At 52.4% G+C, this 16,352-nt stretch carries 15 protein-coding genes; 4 read left to right on the plus strand and 11 right to left on the minus strand.

Features of this window, described 5'->3' with window-relative positions:
- Positions 1-16: 16 nt before the first annotated feature.
- The 3 genes from EQV24_RS23880 to EQV24_RS03290 all read right to left on the minus strand — a co-directional run bounded on the left by EQV24_RS23880 (position 17) and on the right by EQV24_RS03290 (position 2,732).
- A complete protein-coding gene (locus EQV24_RS23880) occupies positions 17-181 on the minus strand; it encodes a hypothetical protein (protein WP_283841960.1) in 165 nt (54 codons plus the stop codon).
- Between the two features lie 292 nt (positions 182-473).
- Positions 474-1,457, minus strand: a complete 984-nt coding sequence (gene zntB, locus EQV24_RS03285) for a zinc transporter ZntB (protein ID WP_047023108.1) — start codon at positions 1,455-1,457, stop codon at positions 474-476.
- Between the two features lie 120 nt (positions 1,458-1,577).
- Positions 1,578-2,732 carry a methyl-accepting chemotaxis protein gene (locus EQV24_RS03290; protein WP_065186957.1) on the minus strand — a complete coding sequence of 385 codons (1,155 nt, stop codon included), beginning with the start codon at positions 2,730-2,732 and terminating at the stop codon, positions 1,578-1,580.
- 455 nt (positions 2,733-3,187) lie between these two features.
- Between EQV24_RS03290 and EQV24_RS03295 the strand changes: the two genes are divergently transcribed.
- From EQV24_RS03295 to EQV24_RS03310, 4 genes are all read left to right on the plus strand, one after another.
- The gene (locus EQV24_RS03295) at positions 3,188-5,326 is read left to right on the plus strand and encodes an EAL domain-containing protein (RefSeq protein ID WP_130626176.1); all 2,139 of its coding nucleotides are present in this window, start codon (positions 3,188-3,190) and stop codon (positions 5,324-5,326) included.
- Between the two features lie 83 nt (positions 5,327-5,409).
- On the plus strand, positions 5,410-6,642 hold the full coding sequence (locus tag EQV24_RS03300) for a sensor domain-containing diguanylate cyclase (protein ID WP_130626177.1): 1,233 nt from the start codon (positions 5,410-5,412) through the stop codon (positions 6,640-6,642).
- A gap of 74 nt (positions 6,643-6,716) precedes the next feature.
- Positions 6,717-6,857, plus strand: a complete 141-nt coding sequence (locus EQV24_RS23640) for an Ecr family regulatory small membrane protein (RefSeq protein WP_013096448.1) — start codon at positions 6,717-6,719, stop codon at positions 6,855-6,857.
- Positions 6,858-7,074: 217 nt separating this feature from the next.
- A complete protein-coding gene (locus tag EQV24_RS03310) occupies positions 7,075-7,638 on the plus strand; it encodes a DJ-1/PfpI family protein (protein WP_065187070.1) in 564 nt (187 codons plus the stop codon).
- A gap of 34 nt (positions 7,639-7,672) precedes the next feature.
- Here the strand turns inward: EQV24_RS03310 and EQV24_RS03315 are convergent, their stop codons facing one another.
- From EQV24_RS03315 to EQV24_RS03350, 8 genes are all read right to left on the minus strand, one after another.
- Positions 7,673-8,152, minus strand: coding sequence for a hypothetical protein (locus tag EQV24_RS03315; protein ID WP_130626178.1), 480 nt, complete (start codon positions 8,150-8,152; stop codon positions 7,673-7,675).
- A gap of 117 nt (positions 8,153-8,269) precedes the next feature.
- Positions 8,270-9,586, minus strand: coding sequence for a VasL domain-containing protein (locus EQV24_RS03320; RefSeq protein WP_130626179.1), 1,317 nt, complete (start codon positions 9,584-9,586; stop codon positions 8,270-8,272).
- 23 nt (positions 9,587-9,609) lie between these two features.
- Positions 9,610-10,065, minus strand: a complete 456-nt coding sequence (gene tssE / locus EQV24_RS03325) for a type VI secretion system baseplate subunit TssE (protein ID WP_038419559.1) — start codon at positions 10,063-10,065, stop codon at positions 9,610-9,612.
- Positions 10,065-10,610: a type VI secretion system lipoprotein TssJ gene (gene tssJ, locus EQV24_RS03330; protein ID WP_130626180.1), complete on the minus strand. Its 546-nt coding sequence runs from the start codon at positions 10,608-10,610 to the stop codon at positions 10,065-10,067. The genes tssE and tssJ overlap by 1 nt, the downstream gene beginning before the upstream one ends.
- Entirely contained in the window at positions 10,588-11,673 is a 1,086-nt protein-coding gene (gene tssG, locus EQV24_RS03335) for a type VI secretion system baseplate subunit TssG (RefSeq protein ID WP_038985117.1), read from the minus strand. The genes tssJ and tssG overlap by 23 nt, the downstream gene beginning before the upstream one ends.
- The gene (tssC, locus tag EQV24_RS03340; RefSeq protein WP_165876003.1) at positions 11,637-13,457 is read right to left on the minus strand and encodes a type VI secretion system contractile sheath large subunit; all 1,821 of its coding nucleotides are present in this window, start codon (positions 13,455-13,457) and stop codon (positions 11,637-11,639) included. The genes tssG and tssC overlap by 37 nt, the downstream gene beginning before the upstream one ends.
- A 35-nt stretch (positions 13,458-13,492) precedes the next feature.
- Positions 13,493-13,984 carry a type VI secretion system contractile sheath small subunit gene (gene tssB, locus EQV24_RS03345; protein ID WP_130626182.1) on the minus strand — a complete coding sequence of 164 codons (492 nt, stop codon included), beginning with the start codon at positions 13,982-13,984 and terminating at the stop codon, positions 13,493-13,495.
- A gap of 583 nt (positions 13,985-14,567) precedes the next feature.
- Positions 14,568-16,184, minus strand: coding sequence for a peptide ABC transporter substrate-binding protein (locus EQV24_RS03350; RefSeq protein WP_130626183.1), 1,617 nt, complete (start codon positions 16,182-16,184; stop codon positions 14,568-14,570).
- Between the last annotated feature and the right edge of the window lie 168 nt (positions 16,185-16,352).

The following is a 16,352-nucleotide window of genomic DNA, read 5'->3' on the forward strand; positions in this document are numbered from 1 at the left end:
GTGGTCATCTTTGCGGTCAGATGGCGCGTATCCTCGCAGATCTCGGGGTTCGATGCGACAATTTAATCGGTTCTTCATCGGGCGGCGGGTCGGGCATAGGCTGCGGACGCGGAATGGGATCGGGCATGGGCGTTGGGTCGGTCGGGACCGGATCGGACTGCCGTGAATGCAGTCGTTGCAGCGCGAGTAGATGGTTCATCTTTCCCTCCAGTTTTTTGGATTGACCCTTTTAGGGTAGACCCTGAGAAACGGGAGGCAAAAAAAAGCCGACTATTAAAGTCGGCGTCGTACGAATCAATTGTGCTATGCAGTAATTCAAAAAAGGAAGTAAGACAATATGGAGCGCAACGCCCATCGCTTGACGTTGCATTCACCTGCGGGAGTAATAATGCACCTTACACGGTTTCTGTTTATTGACTTTGCTCAATTAAAAGAGCGTTTTGATCCGCGCAAAAGGTGGAAAAAGCGTAAATTTACAACCATTTACTACGATGCAACCACCATGCAACACCGCCAATCAAAGCAGCTAACATGACGCAAAACGCGGTAAAGCCGTAGCGATAAGCACCGCCGGGAATGCCGCCCAGGTTTACGCCAAACAGACCGGTCAGAAAGGTACTGGGTAAAAAGACCATTGCCATCAGCGACATCGTGTAGGTTCTTCTGGCCAGCGACTCCTGCATCACCTGTGCTATCTCATCGGCCATTACTGCGGTTCTGGCAATACAGGAATCAATTTCATCCAGCCCGCGCCCCAGCCTGTCAGCAATGTCCTGCATTCTACGGCGCTGGTCATCATTCATCCAGCTGAGACGCTCGCTGGCCAGACGGGCATATACATCACGTTGTGGCGTCATGTAGCGACGCATCACAATCAGTTGCTTGCGCAGTAACGCCAGGAAACCGCGTGGCGGTATCTGCTGATCGAGCAGGTTATCTTCCAGATCGATAATTTTATCGTGCAACTCTTCGATAAACTCGCTCGCGTGATCGGTAAGCGCATCGCAGACATCCACCAGCCAGCTGCCGCAGTCGGTCGGCCCGGTGCCCTCTTTCAGATCGTTTACCACGTCATCCAGCGCCAGCACTTTACGCTGCCGAGTGGAAACAATAAGCCCATCATCCATATAGACGCGCATCGCCACCAGCTGATCGGGACGTTCATCCGTGCTGCCGTTAATACAGCGAAGCGTGATCAACGTACCGTCACCCATCCGGCTCACGCGTGGCCGCAGGCTTTCCCCTGCCAGCGCATCACGCACGTTATTTGGCAGTAAAGGGGTGGATGCCAGCCAGTCAGCGCTGTCCGGATGGGTATAGTTCAGGTGTAACCAGCAGGGATGCGCGTGATCGATCACGTCGTTGTCTTCCAGCGGCCGGGCACCGCCTTTACCGTCAAACACCCACGCAAACACTGCGTCAGGAACGTTCAGTTCAGACCCTTTTATGCTCTCCACAACGCCTCCACCTTTTAGCTTTTCGTTGTCAGTCTAGCTTTCGGCAGAGGTTACGCAACCACTATGTTCCGCATGGCGCTGAAATCGCTCGGGAATTGTACGGATAACGGCGGCGTCCCTTCAGACGGAATGTCCTTGTCGCTGCGTGAACGCCAGCGGAACAACCGGTGTAGTTAACGAACTATCAGCCGCGTATCCCCCGTCGAGCCGGAAATTGCGTGTCCGTGACTGCAGTTCGATAACCTGATTGCGCAGCACGTCGGAGGATCCGTTAAGTTCCTCCGCCATCGCCACATTGCTTTGCGTAACCCTTTCCAGCTCTGATAATGCCAGCGTAATCTGTGAAATTCCCTTCTCCTGCTCGGATGTGGAACTGGAAATTTCATCCATCAGACGGCTGACATTGCCGGAGCCGGCCACAATCTCACGCATGTTTTTTTCCGCTTCTGACACTACCGTCACGCCCTGTGTAACGTTATTGCTGGTGACTTCAATCAGCGTTTTGATGTTCTTCGCTGCTTCCGCGCTGCGGTGTGCCAGATTTCGCACCTCCTCCGCGACCACAGAGAAGCCTTTTCCGTGGTCTCCCGCCCTTGCCGCCTCAACGGCCGCGTTAAGCGCAAGGATATTGGTCTGGAAGGCAATGCCGTCGATCATTGAGATGATTTCCGTCATTTGCTGTGCGCATTCGGTGATCGATTGCATATTGTGAGCAACCTGCCCCATCAGCTCGCCCCCCTTACGTGCCTGAAGCGTTGCCTGATTGGCCTGTTCACTGGCGAGTCGGGTGTTATCAGCATTGTTTTTGGTGCTCGCAGCCATCTGCTCCATGCTGGCTGCGGTTTGCACCAGAGAAGCCGATTGCTGCTCCGTTTTCACCGATAGCTGCGCGCTGCGTGAGGAGAGTTGATCCGATAAGGTCATGGCGGTTTGTGACGACGCCCTGATTTCCCGGACCAGTGTTGCAATATTGCCCGAAAGGCTGTTAATCCCGGGAATTAAACGCCCTGCGCAGTTGTTGCCAAACTCGGGGATTGTCACGCCAAGATTCCCTGCCGTGACTTCTTCAATACTTTTTTTCACAGTATTGATCGGTGTCACAAGATATTGGGTCATGTAAATCCAGAGTAAAAAAAGAGCAATCACATTTATTACATTGAGCGTTATTAAGAGTGACGATGCGCCGGTAAATAGAAAGACGACAGCTGCGTTTAGCAAAAAAAGAGACAAAAGGAAATAGACAATGAAGGTTCTGACACTAATATTTTTTAGCATGATTATTCCCACAACTTAATATTTTGGTCGGCATTAAGGTTTATAGCATCCGTACTGGCGTTTGTCCTCACGAATAGCGGTGCTTTGTCGTTTCGCAGTTAGCAACCTGCAATTTAACTTAAGTGAGATAAAAAAAGCGTATTGTGGGAAATATTGTGCCATGGATACTGTGATACTGGTCTGACACGAACTTAAGCGATACCATCACCTGCGGCTAAATGGGTTAATCACCACCCTATTTTAGAGACTTTGTTGCAATTAACTGCCCTTGTTTAGCTGTGCTTAACAAGTTAGAACTGAGAATATATTTTATATTGCTTACAGTTTTGCGTTTTAATAGTGCGGGCCGTTTACGTACCCTATAACTAATATTGTTTGAACTCGCCTGCACGCAGCCAGATAAAGATCTGTCCCGGTTGGCGAAATCAGTAACCCCTTTGGCGTGGGATTGCATAATGCTCAATGTATCGTGGGACCCAGTGTTAATAGCCATCTCTTATCTTGTGGCCTTTATCGCCTCGTTTGTGGCCCTGGAGAATGCCGGAAAAATCCCGCTTTCCAGCGGAAAGGCCGCTCTGTTCTGGCGTTTTGCCGGAGGGCTTACGCTGGGCGTCGGGATCTGGTCGATGCATTTCATTGGTATGTTAGCAATGAAAATGCCCATGATCATGAGCTACAACCTCTGGTTAACCCTCGCCTCAATGGGCGTCGCGGTGGTGGCGTCTATGCTGGCAATGAATATTGCCGTGACGGGCGCTCGCCTTTCGCCCTTCAGACTGCTTCTCTCTACCTTAATTCTGAGCGCAGGCGTGGTATCAATGCACTATATCGGTCTGGCCGCACTGATGCTGGACAGCCCCATCATCTGGGATCACCCCATCATCGGTTTATCCGTATTGATTGCCGTAATGGCCTCCGGTGCCGCGCTCTGGTTGGCCTTTCACCTGCGGCATCAGCGAAAAGGGATCTTTATCAATCGCATTCTCGCCGCTTTAGTTCTGGGCGCTGCCATCTGTGCCATGCACTACACCGGCATGCGGGCCGCTCAGTTCAGTGATATGGCTCATACCCTACCCGGCGGTATCAGCGAACTGGGATTATCGATAGGGGTGTCGGTCACCACGCTGTGCCTGCTCGGCATGATGTTGATTATCTCACTCATTGATTCCCACTGGCGTACCAACCGGCTCACGGACAACCTTCAGGCGCTCAATCGACAGCTTGAACTACAGGCACGGTTTGATGCCCTTACCGGCCTTGCTAATCGCCACCAGATGGATCTACGCATGCAGGATTGCCTGCGCAGCGCGTTGCTTAGCAATAAACAGTTTGCCGTGATCTTCCTCGACGTTGATCACTTTAAACAGGTTAATGACACCTGGGGACATAACGTCGGGGATGAGTTGTTAATCACCATTGCGCAGCGCATCACGGCGAGGCTTACCCGTGAGATGACTCTGGCAAGATTGGGGGGCGATGCTTTTATTCTGCTGGTTCCAGAATGTGATGACGACAAACTCCAGTCCCTCCTCTCAACGCTGCTCGACGATGTGCGCCGCCCGCTTTCCGTATGCGGGCATACGCTGAGTACAACGCTCAGCGCAGGCGTCAGTCGTTATCCGCAGGATGGCGAAACGCTGCATGAGTTAAAGCTAAAAGCAGATGCGGCAATGCAGTACGTTAAAAAGCAAGGCCAAAACGACTGGGCGGTCTACCGGACAGAGATGTCGACGGCGATCCCGGCTAACCCCGGTTTTTTGCAGGAACTCACGCAGGCGCTTGAGCGCGATCAGTTTGAGCTGTGGTATCAACCCACCTGGCACGCTGAAGAGAGAACTATCCACGGCTTTGAAGCGCTTCTTCGCTGGCGACATCCCGAACAAGGCGTTCTGCTGCCGAATCTGTTTTTACCTTCGCTTGAACAGACGGGATTAATTATTCCCGTGGGTAACTGGGCGATTGAGGCCGCATGCCGTCAGCTGCATTTCTGGACTGAACAAGGTTTTGCCCACTGGACGTTGTCTTTTAACTTATCCCCTGTTCAGTTTGAACAGCCGGATATCTTTCAGACCGTATCGTCTCTGTTGCAGAAATATAATCTTTCTCCTTCCCGGCTCATCCTTGAGGTCACGGAGAGCACTGCCCTTAAAAATCTCGACCGCAGTATCGAATTACTGAGTGCATTCAACCAGGCCGGGATCACCGTCTCTATTGATGATTTTGGCACCGGTTATTCTAATCTGCTTATGCTCAGCGTGCTTCCGGCAAAAGAGCTCAAAATCGACAAAAGCTTTGTGACGTCAATGCTGGAAAATGAGAAAAGCCGCAAGCTGGTGGAGACCATTATTAATATTGCCCGGACCATGGAGATGTATGTTGTTGCCGAAGGGATCGAAACAGAAGAGCAACGAGCGGTGTTAACAGAGCTCGGGTGTGATTATTTGCAGGGTTTTCTGTTCGCCAGACCTTTGCCTGCCGAACAGATCCCGTGGCTACTGCTGCAGATTAATTCACAGAAACAGATTATACCAATTGGTAAAATTCATTCGGAATCCGCTTTTGTTTCACAAAAAAATCATGCTACACAGGGTTAACTGGAGTATGGTTCAGAGGAGTCCACGCGAGTCGATTCCGTCGTGATCGTCAGGCATATTGTGCCGATGTACAGGAATTCCTTATGTCGCAAAATTATTTTGATGCGCTGAATGTCATTAAAACCCCCGTGTGGCTGATCTCCCCCGTTTCCGGCCATATTATTTTTGCGAATACGGCCGCGGTTCAGGTGATGGGGGATAAAACGGTGGATGATCTGCGGAAAGGCGCTTTCTCAGCCAATGCGCAAGACGTCCTGTCAATGTATATCCCTGAGCTGAAAACGGACCAGGAGATTGTCGAGATCTGGACAGTCTGGCGCGACGGGCATGAAACCGCGTTGAGCTGTCGTCTTTCGCTGGCCAACCATGCGCCGTACGGCGACATTATCGTTTTTGAAGGGATTTCACATCCGGCACCGACCGGGCTTAAAGCGAGCCGCTCCGCTACTTACCAGCGAAAAAAGCAAGGATTCTATGCTCGCTTTTTTCTGACAAACAGCGCCCCGATGTTGCTGATCGACCCTGCTCGCGACGGCCAAATTGTTGATGCCAATCTCGCCGCGCTTAACTTTTATGGCTACTCGCACGAGGAGATGTGCAGCAAGCATACCTGGGAGATCAACACTCTGGGGCGCGATGTGATCCCAGTGATGAGCGAAATCGCCGCTCTGCCGGGTGGGCATAAGCCACTCAACTTTGTGCACCGCCTTGCCGATGGATCAACCCGCCATGTTCAGACCTATGCCGGACCAATTGAGATCTACGGGGATAAACTGATGTTGTGCATTATCCATGACATCACCGAGCAAAAAAGGCTGGAGCTTGAGCTGGAACATGCCGCGTTACAGGATGCCATGACGGGCCTGCTCAACCGGCGACAGTTCTATATTATCGCTGAGCAAATGAATCTCACGCACCTGCCTCTACAGCAGCAATTCAGTTTACTGCTGGTGGATACCGATCACTTTAAGAATATCAACGACGTTTTTGGTCATCTGAAGGGGGATGAAGTGCTCATCGCACTTTCACGTACCCTGGAGGCCTGTAGCCGAAAAGAGGATTTCGTGTTCCGCTGGGGAGGCGAGGAGTTTGTCATTCTGCTGCCACGTACCTCTCTTGATACTGCAATGCAAATCGCCGAAACGATCCGGGCAGCGGTTGCCCGCATCTCGATCCCCGGCCTGCCGCGATTTACGGTCAGCATTGGCGTGGCGCGGCACAACCAGGATGAGAGTATCGACGACCTCTTCAAACGGGTAGATGACGCGCTTTATCGCGCCAAGAATGATGGCCGTAATAAAGTCCTGGCGGCATGAAACTGGTGTATCGGATAAAGCCCCGCTACAATGCCCATCTTGATGAAAAAGACTATGGGTGGGTATCGTCTGCAATGGGAAGAACAGAAATAATCCTCACCATAATTATTTTAATGCTTATTATTTTCGGATTCTGGTTTATCTTCAGTGGCGAGATCTGGTTAGTAGCGGAATATATTGAAAACAGCATTTACCCCACTTTCGACGCGCTGTAACGCACGTTTAATCCGTTGTTTCACCTACCGAAATTATCAGGTATCGGCCAACTCAACAGGCGCGTAAGATATGCGCCGTTATCCTCCATTATGTTGGTAACGAATTGCTAAATCACTTGCTTATTTTGCCCGTGCTCTGACGGGCTTTTTTATTTCCGACATTTGCGCTACACCAGGCTATATCTAAAACGTCGTTATCCATAAAAGTGAGAAAATGATGAGCAAGAAGATCCTGATGCTGGTGGGCGATTACGCCGAAGATTACGAAACCATGGTCCCTTTTCAGGCCTTACAGATGATTGGTCATCAGGTTGACGCCGTCTGCCCGGATAAAGCGAAGGGTGACTATGTCATGACCGCTATCCATGATTTCGACGGTGCTCAGACGTATAGCGAAAAACCGGGGCACCGTTTTATCCTCAATGCCGATTTTTCCGCCGTTAACGAGCAGGACTATGACGCCCTGCTGATCCCTGGCGGCAGAGCGCCTGAATACCTGCGGTTAAATGATGACGTACTGAAGCTGGTGCAGACATTTGATGCCGCGCACAAACCGATTGCGGCCGTGTGCCATGGCCCACAGCTGCTGGCCGCCGCCGGGATCTTAAAAGGACGAACCTGTAGCGCCTACCCGGCCTGTGCGCCTGAAGTGCGACTCAGCGGCGGCGAGTACGCCGATATCGGTATCGATCAGGCTCACGTTGACGGTAACCTGGTCACCGCGCCGGCCTGGCCTGCGCATCCGCAGTGGCTGGCGAAATTTGCGAAGTTGTTGGAATAGGCCTGCACGGCAACCTGCTCTTTACATACGCTCTTCAAGCCAGACGATCGACCGCAACAAAAAAGCGTTCTTCCGTCAAAAGAGCGCGTTCTTTAATGCTCTGAAACTCGCGCCGGATAAACCAGCCCGCTTCCGGCGCCATGCTCAGATAAAACACCTCACGAAAGTCCGGAGCTTCAACACGCATTCTTACACAACCCGTTTCTCCTGCACGGAAGAGCTGCTCTGGCACGATACTGACACTACGCTCGCCATTCTGCAGAAGGATAGTCGCTATCTCATAGCGGCAAATCCCGCTGCTCAGGCTATAACCTAATGTGCTCAGATCGTGAAGATACTGACGTGATAACGTGACTTCAATGCTGGTGCCCGCAAACCACTCATTGATTTGCTGTGCCAGCCCCTCTAACCGCTGGCAGAATTCAACGATTTCAGCCTCAACTGAGGTGTTACCTGACGTTATGTTCTTGCTACTCTGTTGCACTTTTTTAAAGAAACGTTCTCTGGCTGACACGTTGTTGCCTCTGTTCATTTCCACACGGTTAAACCAGGATCAGCGCCCTGCGCTGACCAGCCATTTTTATCTTCCCGGATGCTCCCTCGCCTTCTTAAACGAGGGAACCCTTTGTAGCTATTCCGCCGTTTTTTGTTTCATCAGGGCATAACGGGCAATCAACTGCTGCAGATGCTGTTCTGTCTGACTCTGCTGCGCGGCAGGCCACGGCTGGTTTTCAGGAAGATCTGCCAGCTGTCGCAGTTGTTCCTCTGCAGGCACGGCACTGTTAAATGCCTGCAACATGATAAACACCGCTGATTTCAGCTCGCTGACCGTCATGTATTTACCCCGCTGTTCATCAAGTGCGTTAAGCCGGTTCGCCAGTTGTTGTAATTCGGTCATTCCCTGATGCCAGCCAGTCAGATATGGCTGCGGAAGTGCAGCAACGTTAACCTGCTGCTGCCACTGTTGCGCCAGCGGTTTCGCCTCTTGCGGCCAAAGGATCAGCGCCTGCTGCACCAGGCTATCGCCGTAGCGCCATGCCCAGTCAGGTTTCAGTTTCCTAAGCTGTGCGAGCCGATTTTGCGTCTTGCTAAGCCCTGCCACGGGTGATGGTGACGCTTGTCGCAGCGCCTGCAACTGCGCTTTGGATAATTCGTCAGGTAAAGGCGCCAGAGTGGCATCGAGCTGTGTTTGAGCCGGGTCTGGTGTATGCATCGTCTGCCTTCCCCATGCCACCGAGCTGTCAATCACCAGCATGGTCGCCATTCCGGCGGCAAATGGCTTCCAGGGCTTCACCGGAGGCGGCGCGGTCATCACCTGCCTGTCCGGCAGCGGCTCCGGCTGCGCAACATAGACCCACCTGACGTGTTCTGCCGGGGTCGTAAAGCTGGCCGGGAGAACAGCACCGCCCGCCTCCTGCCCGTCCTCGCTGTTTTCCAGCCGTACCGCCGCGTTATGGACCTGGGTACGCAGAGCATCGAGCTGGCTGGCATGCCTCAGTTCAAGACGCAGCAATACGTCGCCCAGTGCGTTCAGGTGCTCTTCTGTCTGGTACAACTGACTGAGGTCGGTATAGGTCAGCGTGAGGGTGCGCATCGTCTGTTGTAACCGCCTGCTGAGCGCGCTGAGAATTTCCATACGCGCATGCACAGGCTGCGGCCAGATATTGCCCCACTGGCGGGACAGGAGTGCGTCCAGTATTGCCAGTCCTTCGTTCATGCCGTACAGACCGGCCAGATGCGTTCGGACGAGCGTATACCAGGCCGCGGTCTGCAGTTCCACCCCGTTGTGCTCAAACAGCGACAGACAGAGCTTTTCCGCCTGCGGCCAGTTGATGTCCGGTCGCGCCGGGTGGGTCAGTTTGTTCATTTCGTCACGCAGGGCGGCGTAATCCGCAAGCGTACGCGGGTCGCCGCCGGTTTTGAGGTGGCGTTCGAATTGTGTCGTCATGATGGTTTCAGCCTGAATAAAAATCAGAGTGCGGCGCGGGTATCAAGATACTGCTGCTGTTTCAGGTGGCGGATTAACACCCTGCCCTCCGGCATAAATTCCGTACCGTAACGGACCAGACCGATGCCCTTTAGCTCCGCGTCGATGGCGTAGCGCAGTTCGCCGGGAATAGCCTGTTCAAGCAACACCACATCGATTCTCTTAAGCCGGGGCTCGTACTTAAGTAATACAGACGATAAGATCCCCATCAGTTCATGGGTCGTACCCGGCATCCCCTGCAGAATTTTGGTCATATCCGGGAGACCATAGTCCGGCAGGTGCGCCAGCGTACCGGCGCGGCAGTTGAGCACGCGCTGCATGTTATCAAGTACGGATAAAATCACCTGGTTCTGCTCACTGACCTGGTGCAGGCTCAGACCACCGGAAAAATTACCAGTCAGCATTTCATACAGCGATGGCGTGTTATGTCCCTGTGGCATCAGTCATCCTTTCGCGGTTGTAATGTCAGATGGTTATTCCCGGCTTCAAGAATGCGCGGTTTATCCGGATCGAGATCTTCACGTCTGAGCACCTGTTTCCAGGTGTTGTTAACCATATCCGGATGGCGGAACAGCCCGACCACCGCGACAAAATGCGCTTCTTCTTCCATCGGCATATCAAGGCTCACATCTCCGCCCGGCTTCACCACCACGTCACGGCTGGTCAGAAGGTCCGCTTTAAGAATGGTCTCCCCGTCCTTCAGCAGCTGCTGATAGACCGTTTTGTCGAAGATCTTGCGGTCTTTCAGTTGATATACGCGGACTACCACCGGCTCAGACAGCGAGTTACTTTCGCGGGAATCGGTGTTCAACGCTTCACGGGCGGTGAAATCCAGATGCAGTACCTTAATTTTTTTATAAAACACAGCGTTAAATGCCGATTTAGTGCCATCAGTGATACTCTGCGTAATCCCACAGCCCGTGAGGCTGAACGCCAGCAGTGCAGGCAGCCAGCACGCGGGTTTAATCAAACTTGTACGTAACACGTCGGTTTCCTTGTTGTGGTGTTGCAGGTTGCAGGCCGGTGTAATAGCCCAGTTCCGTCGTAAAGGTTTGCGGGATATCATCTGCAAACGCTCCCTCCTCCGCCCCCAGTACGCCATTCATGCCGAGCCAGAAAGATCCTTCACCGAGCGGTGGCACGGCCAGCAGGCGGGTCAGGGTTGTCAGGGTGATTTTTGCCTTAAAACGCCAGCCAAGGTAGACACGCAGCATCACCAGGAAGTCCTGATACAGCAGACCGTCCGGTTTCCATCCCTGTGATTCCTGTTCGTTATCGGTGGACAGCGCGATCAGCAGCTGGCTGCTGGCATCCATCGCTTCATCTCCAAGTGGCGTGTTGCCATCCAGTAGAAAATCGTCATCACCGTAAAAACCCAGTGGCTGACTGACCTCCACCGGACGCAGGCAGTACGGGCTGACCGTCACGGTGGTATCCGGTGCCAGCAGGCTCACCAGGGCCTGTATCCCCTCCTGGGTTTTCCCCGGTTGCTGAAGTACACCCAGCAGAGCCAGAAAACGGGATACCGGTGTGGCAATGTGGTTCGCGGTGCCGGGAATACCCAGCCCCACCAGGCCCAGCAGCGACTGCGAAATGCTGTCGGTCCCGCCGGGCTCAAAGGTGGCCGGGTAAGAGTACTTACGCCAGATGCGGTAAAACTGCGTCAGGATGCGGTGGCTGAAGATATCCAGAAAACCCTGCAGCGCGTCATGTCCTTCACGGCGCTGAGTGATGTCATCAAGATACGCCGTCGGCAAGGGAGAATCGACACCGTACATCCCCATGAAGGTCGCTCGAATAACCGGAGGCGTGTTGTCATCGTCTTCGTCATATTCGACAGACTTCAGTTCACCGGCCGGGAACCCCATCCCCGGATGCGGTGCAAAGCGTACCGGGTCATCTGCGGGATGACTGGTTGAACCCATCAGTGGCCTGCCCGGATGACGTTTCTCCAGCAACTGACAGAAACGATAAAAATTCATGCGGTGCAGATCGGCTTCCAGCCGCGGGGTCAGCCGGGAATGCGGCGATTGTGCTTCTCTTCCCATTCCAGGCGCTCTCCTGTCGGTTGCAGAATGATAATCAGGCGGTTAAACAGATAAATGTCGGTGTACAGCGCGAAGAAACGGCTCAGCATCTCGCCAAACAGGCAGATGTCGCCGCGCCCGGCAAAGCCGTGGCTGTCCAGCGTCACTTCAATCTGCACGCCACGAACCAGATAGCCCTGCTCAAAGCGCACGGTTTCACTGTGTTTCACGTCGAGGATGGCTTCTAGGCGGCGGCGGTTCATCTCGCTGTCGGTCCATTCATACAGCGCCAGGGTCCCGCGCAGCACATCGGCGTTATCCATCATCGACAGAAACCCGCTGCCGAGGTGACTTAGCACGCGCCAGTGAAAACGGTCCTGCGCCGGTGGATAACAGGGCAGCGTTGGCGCACACAGGTTGCGCACGGCAATATTAGCCGAAGTCGTTTTCATCACCGTATCAAGTACAGTGCTCTGCAGCGCACGCCGTGGCAGCAGACGGCGATCTTTCGTCGTACCGATATTTTCGCGCTGAATAAGTTTCAGATAATGCGCAATGCGCGACAGCAGGAAGATATACGGCAGACGGGCATTGATGCGGCTGTTGGCAGTGGCATCGGCGGTATCGTACAGCGCCGGTTTCTGCGCCGAGTTTGCCGAGAAGAAGCAGGCGTAATCACGGTTCTTGTAGTACGACAGCGGTATAAAGCCCAGGTTAGCGAATTCAAACTCGCGGGTTTCCGGGATCATCACCTCTGACGGGATCTTCACCTGGTTGCCGGTACCCAGATCGTACAGGTGGATCGGCAGGTCTTTCACGGCCCCACCTGCCTGCGGGCCACGAATTTGCACGCACCAGCCGTTATTGATGAAGCTCTTCACCATGTTGGAGGCGAAGGAGAAAGATGCGCTTGTCCACAGGTATTTTTCGTGGTCCGGACCTTTCACCTGCTCAACATAGTTGAAACTGCGCACCGGCACCGTGTCCGGACCGTAAGGCAGACGCCCCAGCACGCGCGGCATCACCAGGCCGATATAACGGGCATCGTCGGTGTCGCGGAAGGATTTCCATTTGATGTATTCGGCACGGTCAAAGTAGTTACCGATGTCCTTAATCGCGGCCACCTCTTCCATCGATTCCTTGAGGAAGAATTTCGGCCCGACGGCACCGATAAACGGCATATGCGCGGCGGCAGAGACTTTCGAGATATTGCGCAACAGCGCCACGTCCTGCGGACTTGCGTCAAATTCGTACGCTGAAATAACCGAGCCAATCGGCTCGCCGCCCGGGGTGTCGTATTCAGCGGTATAGGTGTGCCAGTACAGGCCGCTCTGGATAAGTTCCGGCGCATCTTCAAAGTCCTGGCGCAGATCCTCTTTTGACACATCCAGAATTTCCGTTTTCACGTTCTGGCGGTAGTCGGTGTTGTCCACCAGCTGCTTCAGGCCGCGCCACAGGGATTCCACTTTCTGGAATTCTGCATGATGCATCACCGCATCCAGCTGGCGGCTGATTTGGAAATCCAGCTCCGCGATATGGTGGTCAATCAGGGTTTTATCGAGTTTTTCCACTGGCTGGCCGGATTTGCGGATACAGTCCATAAATACCTGCATCGCGGCCGTCAGGCGCTCACCTGCCGGAGCATCAGACAGTGCGGCATCGTCCAGAAACGCATTGATATCGCCCAGGCTTGTGGCCGGGGTCAGGTTGATTTTGTCGAACAGGGAGGCGTAGACGCTCTCTTTTTCCAGCACAGTGGTCTGCCCCTGCGCGGAGCCATTTTCAGTATTAACAGACATCAGCATTCTCTCGTTTAATCCATTAAAAGACGCGCCCGTTTTTATTTCGGGGCCAGGGCACTCATTTCGTTACGTAATTCCTGAGACAGCGCCGGGTCCTTAAGAATTTTCTCGAGCTCTTTTCTGAAAGTGGCGTTATCCAGCAGATTGGACTTGAGGTCACGTAATAAATTACGCATCGCCAGCATGGCACGAAGCTGAGGAATTTGTCGGGCCACCTGTTCGGGTTCAAAATCTTTCATATCTGAAAAGCGCAGCGTCACATTCTCTTCCGTACGCTCACCCGCCAGCGTATTCAGAACCGTCATATTGACCTCCGGGTTAAATTCCGAAAGTACACTGTTGAGGTTATTTTTGTTGACGTTAATTTTCTTTCTTTCAGATAATGGTCTGCTCTCTTTACCGTTACTGAAATCACCGACAGTGAGTAATTTAAGGGGTAGCTCAACTTTCTTCTGCGCCCCTCCGGTATGCAATGCAAGTTTTAAATTAATGCGTGCCTTAGGCACTTCGTTCTGGAACGTATCAGCCATAGCAGTTCCTTTCCTTAAGGAATGTTTGTTGAAGTTAACGACGTTTCTGAATAAATCGATATTAGAACAAAACGCTACAATAGATCAACCACCTGGAATCAAAGGCCAAATTAAGACATTCCTTAAGAATTTTACTCTATAGAAATAAAATATGGTTTTGCAGCATGCCTTTTCATAAAGAAATATCAACCACAACTCCGAAAATAGTCAGCATTAGTGGCTATTTCTGCGAAAAAATGAAGATCCATATCCAAACAAAGCAACGTTATTGATTTAAATCAATACGAGAAAAAATATCTACAGCACCACCTAATAATATGACCCGCATCAATGTTTACACGCTTCAGCAAGACGCGACACCCATTAAAAAGTCCAATAATGGACAGTTTTTTTAACGAAATGCAATATATTCAAAATATGAATATTTCTCTTAATTAAAAAAAAAGAGCAATACCCAGTGCTGTAAAACACAGTATCAATGCAGCGCCGTCTTCAAGATCTAGAATAAACAGAAAAGCGCTGGCACGTGATATCGGGCCAGCGCAGTATCAGGAGGGAAAATAAATTAGCGGACTCTCGTTTTTCAGTGCTTCACAATATACATCGTACGGCTGTACGCCACGTCTTCAGGATTATTGATCGGATATCCCTTCACCCAGGGTTTAATCAGACGTCCGTTGGTGTACTGGTAGATCGGCGCAATTGGCGCTTTTTCCGTGAGGATCTTCTCCGCCCGGTTGTAATCCGCATTACGGGCTTCTGCGGTGGTTTCCAGCGTCGCCTGATTGATAATCTTATCGTAAGCCGGGTCGTTAAAGCGGGAGATATTGCCGCTATGGGTTGATGTCAACAGCGACAGGAAGGTCGATGGCTCGTTGTAGTCCCCGACCCAGGACGCGCGGATCACATCAAAATTCCCTGTGTTTCGGCTATCGATATAGGTTTTCCACTCCTGGTTTTGCAGTTTGACGTCTACCCCAAGGTTCTTCTTCCACATCGAAGCCACCGCAATCGCGATTTTCTGATGATTCTCTGAAGTGTTATACAACAGGGTCAGCTTCAGTGGACGCTGAGGGCCATATCCCGCCGCCTGCAGCAAGGTTTTGGCCTGCGCGTTTAGCTCCTGCTGCGACATCTGCTCAAACGGTGATGTCTCTGGCGTGAAACCTGCCGTCACATCAGGCGTGAAATGCCAGGCTGGTTTTTCTCCCGTACCTAACACTTTCTCCGCCATAATCCGGCGATCGATGGTCATACTCAGCGCCAGACGCACGCGGGAATCGGCGGTCGGGCCCTTTTGCGTGTTAAATGCATAGTAATACGTTCCCAGCTGCGGTGGCGTGTATACCTGTCCAGGAATATCCTTGAGCAATTTCTGATAAAGGTTTTTCGGGAACGACTCGGTGATATCAATATCACCTGCCAGGTAGCGTTTGGTGGCGGAAGACTCCTGGTTGATCGGAATAAACGTCACTTTTTGAAGAACAGTTTTCGCGTTATCCCAGTAGTGGGTATTCGGCACAACGACCAGCTTCTCATTCACCACACGATCTTTCAGCACATAGGCACCATTGCCCACCAGGGAGCCCGGACGCGTCCACTCTTTACCGCTTTCGACGTTCGCTTTCTGAACCGGATAGAACGCGAAGTTTGCCGTCAGGTTGCTAAACCACGGCAGCGGTTTATCGAGCTGAACGCGTAACGTTCTGGCATCCACCGCCGTTACCCCCAGCGTATCGGGCGCGGCTTTGCCATCGATAATCGCCTGAGCGTTGTTGATTCCTGCCAGAGCAGCAAACCAGGCAAACGGCGAGGTGGTTTTCGGGTCAACCAGACGCTGCCAGCTGTAGACAAAATCTTGCGCCGTGACCGGCGTGCCGTCAGACCATTTTGCATCATCACGCAGGGTAAATGTCCAGATGCGGTTATCGTTACTCTGCCAGCGCGTCGCCACGCCCGGCGTCAACTCCCCTTTCTCATTCTGATTAACCAGGCCTTCAAACAGATCGCGAATCACCTGAATCTCGGGTAGCCCCACGGCCTTGGCCGGGTCCAGTGACGCGGGTTCGTCTTTGATGTGTCTGACCAGTTCCTGTTTTTGCGCCAGCACCGTCCCCTTTGGCACATCAGCAGCGTAACAAAATGACGATAGCCCGCAAAGGCACAGTGCAGAAAAAAGCAGCGAAACAGGATGCTTCATGAGATCCCCTTTAGAAATCGGTAATACGCGAATGCGTAATTATTTGTTTCGAAACGGCGAAATGCAAATACCTTAAGCCGGAAAGGTGATATCTGGCAATCTTCATCCTTCGATGAAACTATTTGATTAAACGTGGGTTTTGCACAACACTGCCAGTAAGCACTTCTT

The sequence above is a fragment of the Enterobacter sp. A8 genome (assembly GCF_004296595.1).
Taxonomy (GTDB): domain Bacteria; phylum Pseudomonadota; class Gammaproteobacteria; order Enterobacterales; family Enterobacteriaceae; genus Enterobacter; species Enterobacter cloacae.

Coding starts and splice junctions, on each gene's coding strand:
- EQV24_RS03320 (WP_130626179.1), bottom strand. CDS start 9,586: ATGACGACACAATTCGAACGCCACCTCAAAACCGGCGGCGACCCGCGT.
- EQV24_RS03350 (WP_130626183.1), bottom strand. CDS start 16,184: ATGAAGCATCCTGTTTCGCTGCTTTTTTCTGCACTGTGCCTTTGCGGG.
- tssE (WP_038419559.1), bottom strand. CDS start 10,065: ATGCCACAGGGACATAACACGCCATCGCTGTATGAAATGCTGACTGGT.
- tssB (WP_130626182.1), bottom strand. CDS start 13,984: ATGGCTGATACGTTCCAGAACGAAGTGCCTAAGGCACGCATTAATTTA.
- EQV24_RS03300 (WP_130626177.1), top strand. CDS start 5,410: ATGTCGCAAAATTATTTTGATGCGCTGAATGTCATTAAAACCCCCGTG.
- EQV24_RS23640 (WP_013096448.1), top strand. CDS start 6,717: ATGGGAAGAACAGAAATAATCCTCACCATAATTATTTTAATGCTTATT.
- EQV24_RS03290 (WP_065186957.1), bottom strand. CDS start 2,732: ATGCTAAAAAATATTAGTGTCAGAACCTTCATTGTCTATTTCCTTTTG.
- tssG (WP_038985117.1), bottom strand. CDS start 11,673: ATGGGAAGAGAAGCACAATCGCCGCATTCCCGGCTGACCCCGCGGCTG.
- tssC (WP_165876003.1), bottom strand. CDS start 13,457: ATGCTGATGTCTGTTAATACTGAAAATGGCTCCGCGCAGGGGCAGACC.
- EQV24_RS03310 (WP_065187070.1), top strand. CDS start 7,075: ATGAGCAAGAAGATCCTGATGCTGGTGGGCGATTACGCCGAAGATTAC.
- EQV24_RS03295 (WP_130626176.1), top strand. CDS start 3,188: ATGCTCAATGTATCGTGGGACCCAGTGTTAATAGCCATCTCTTATCTT.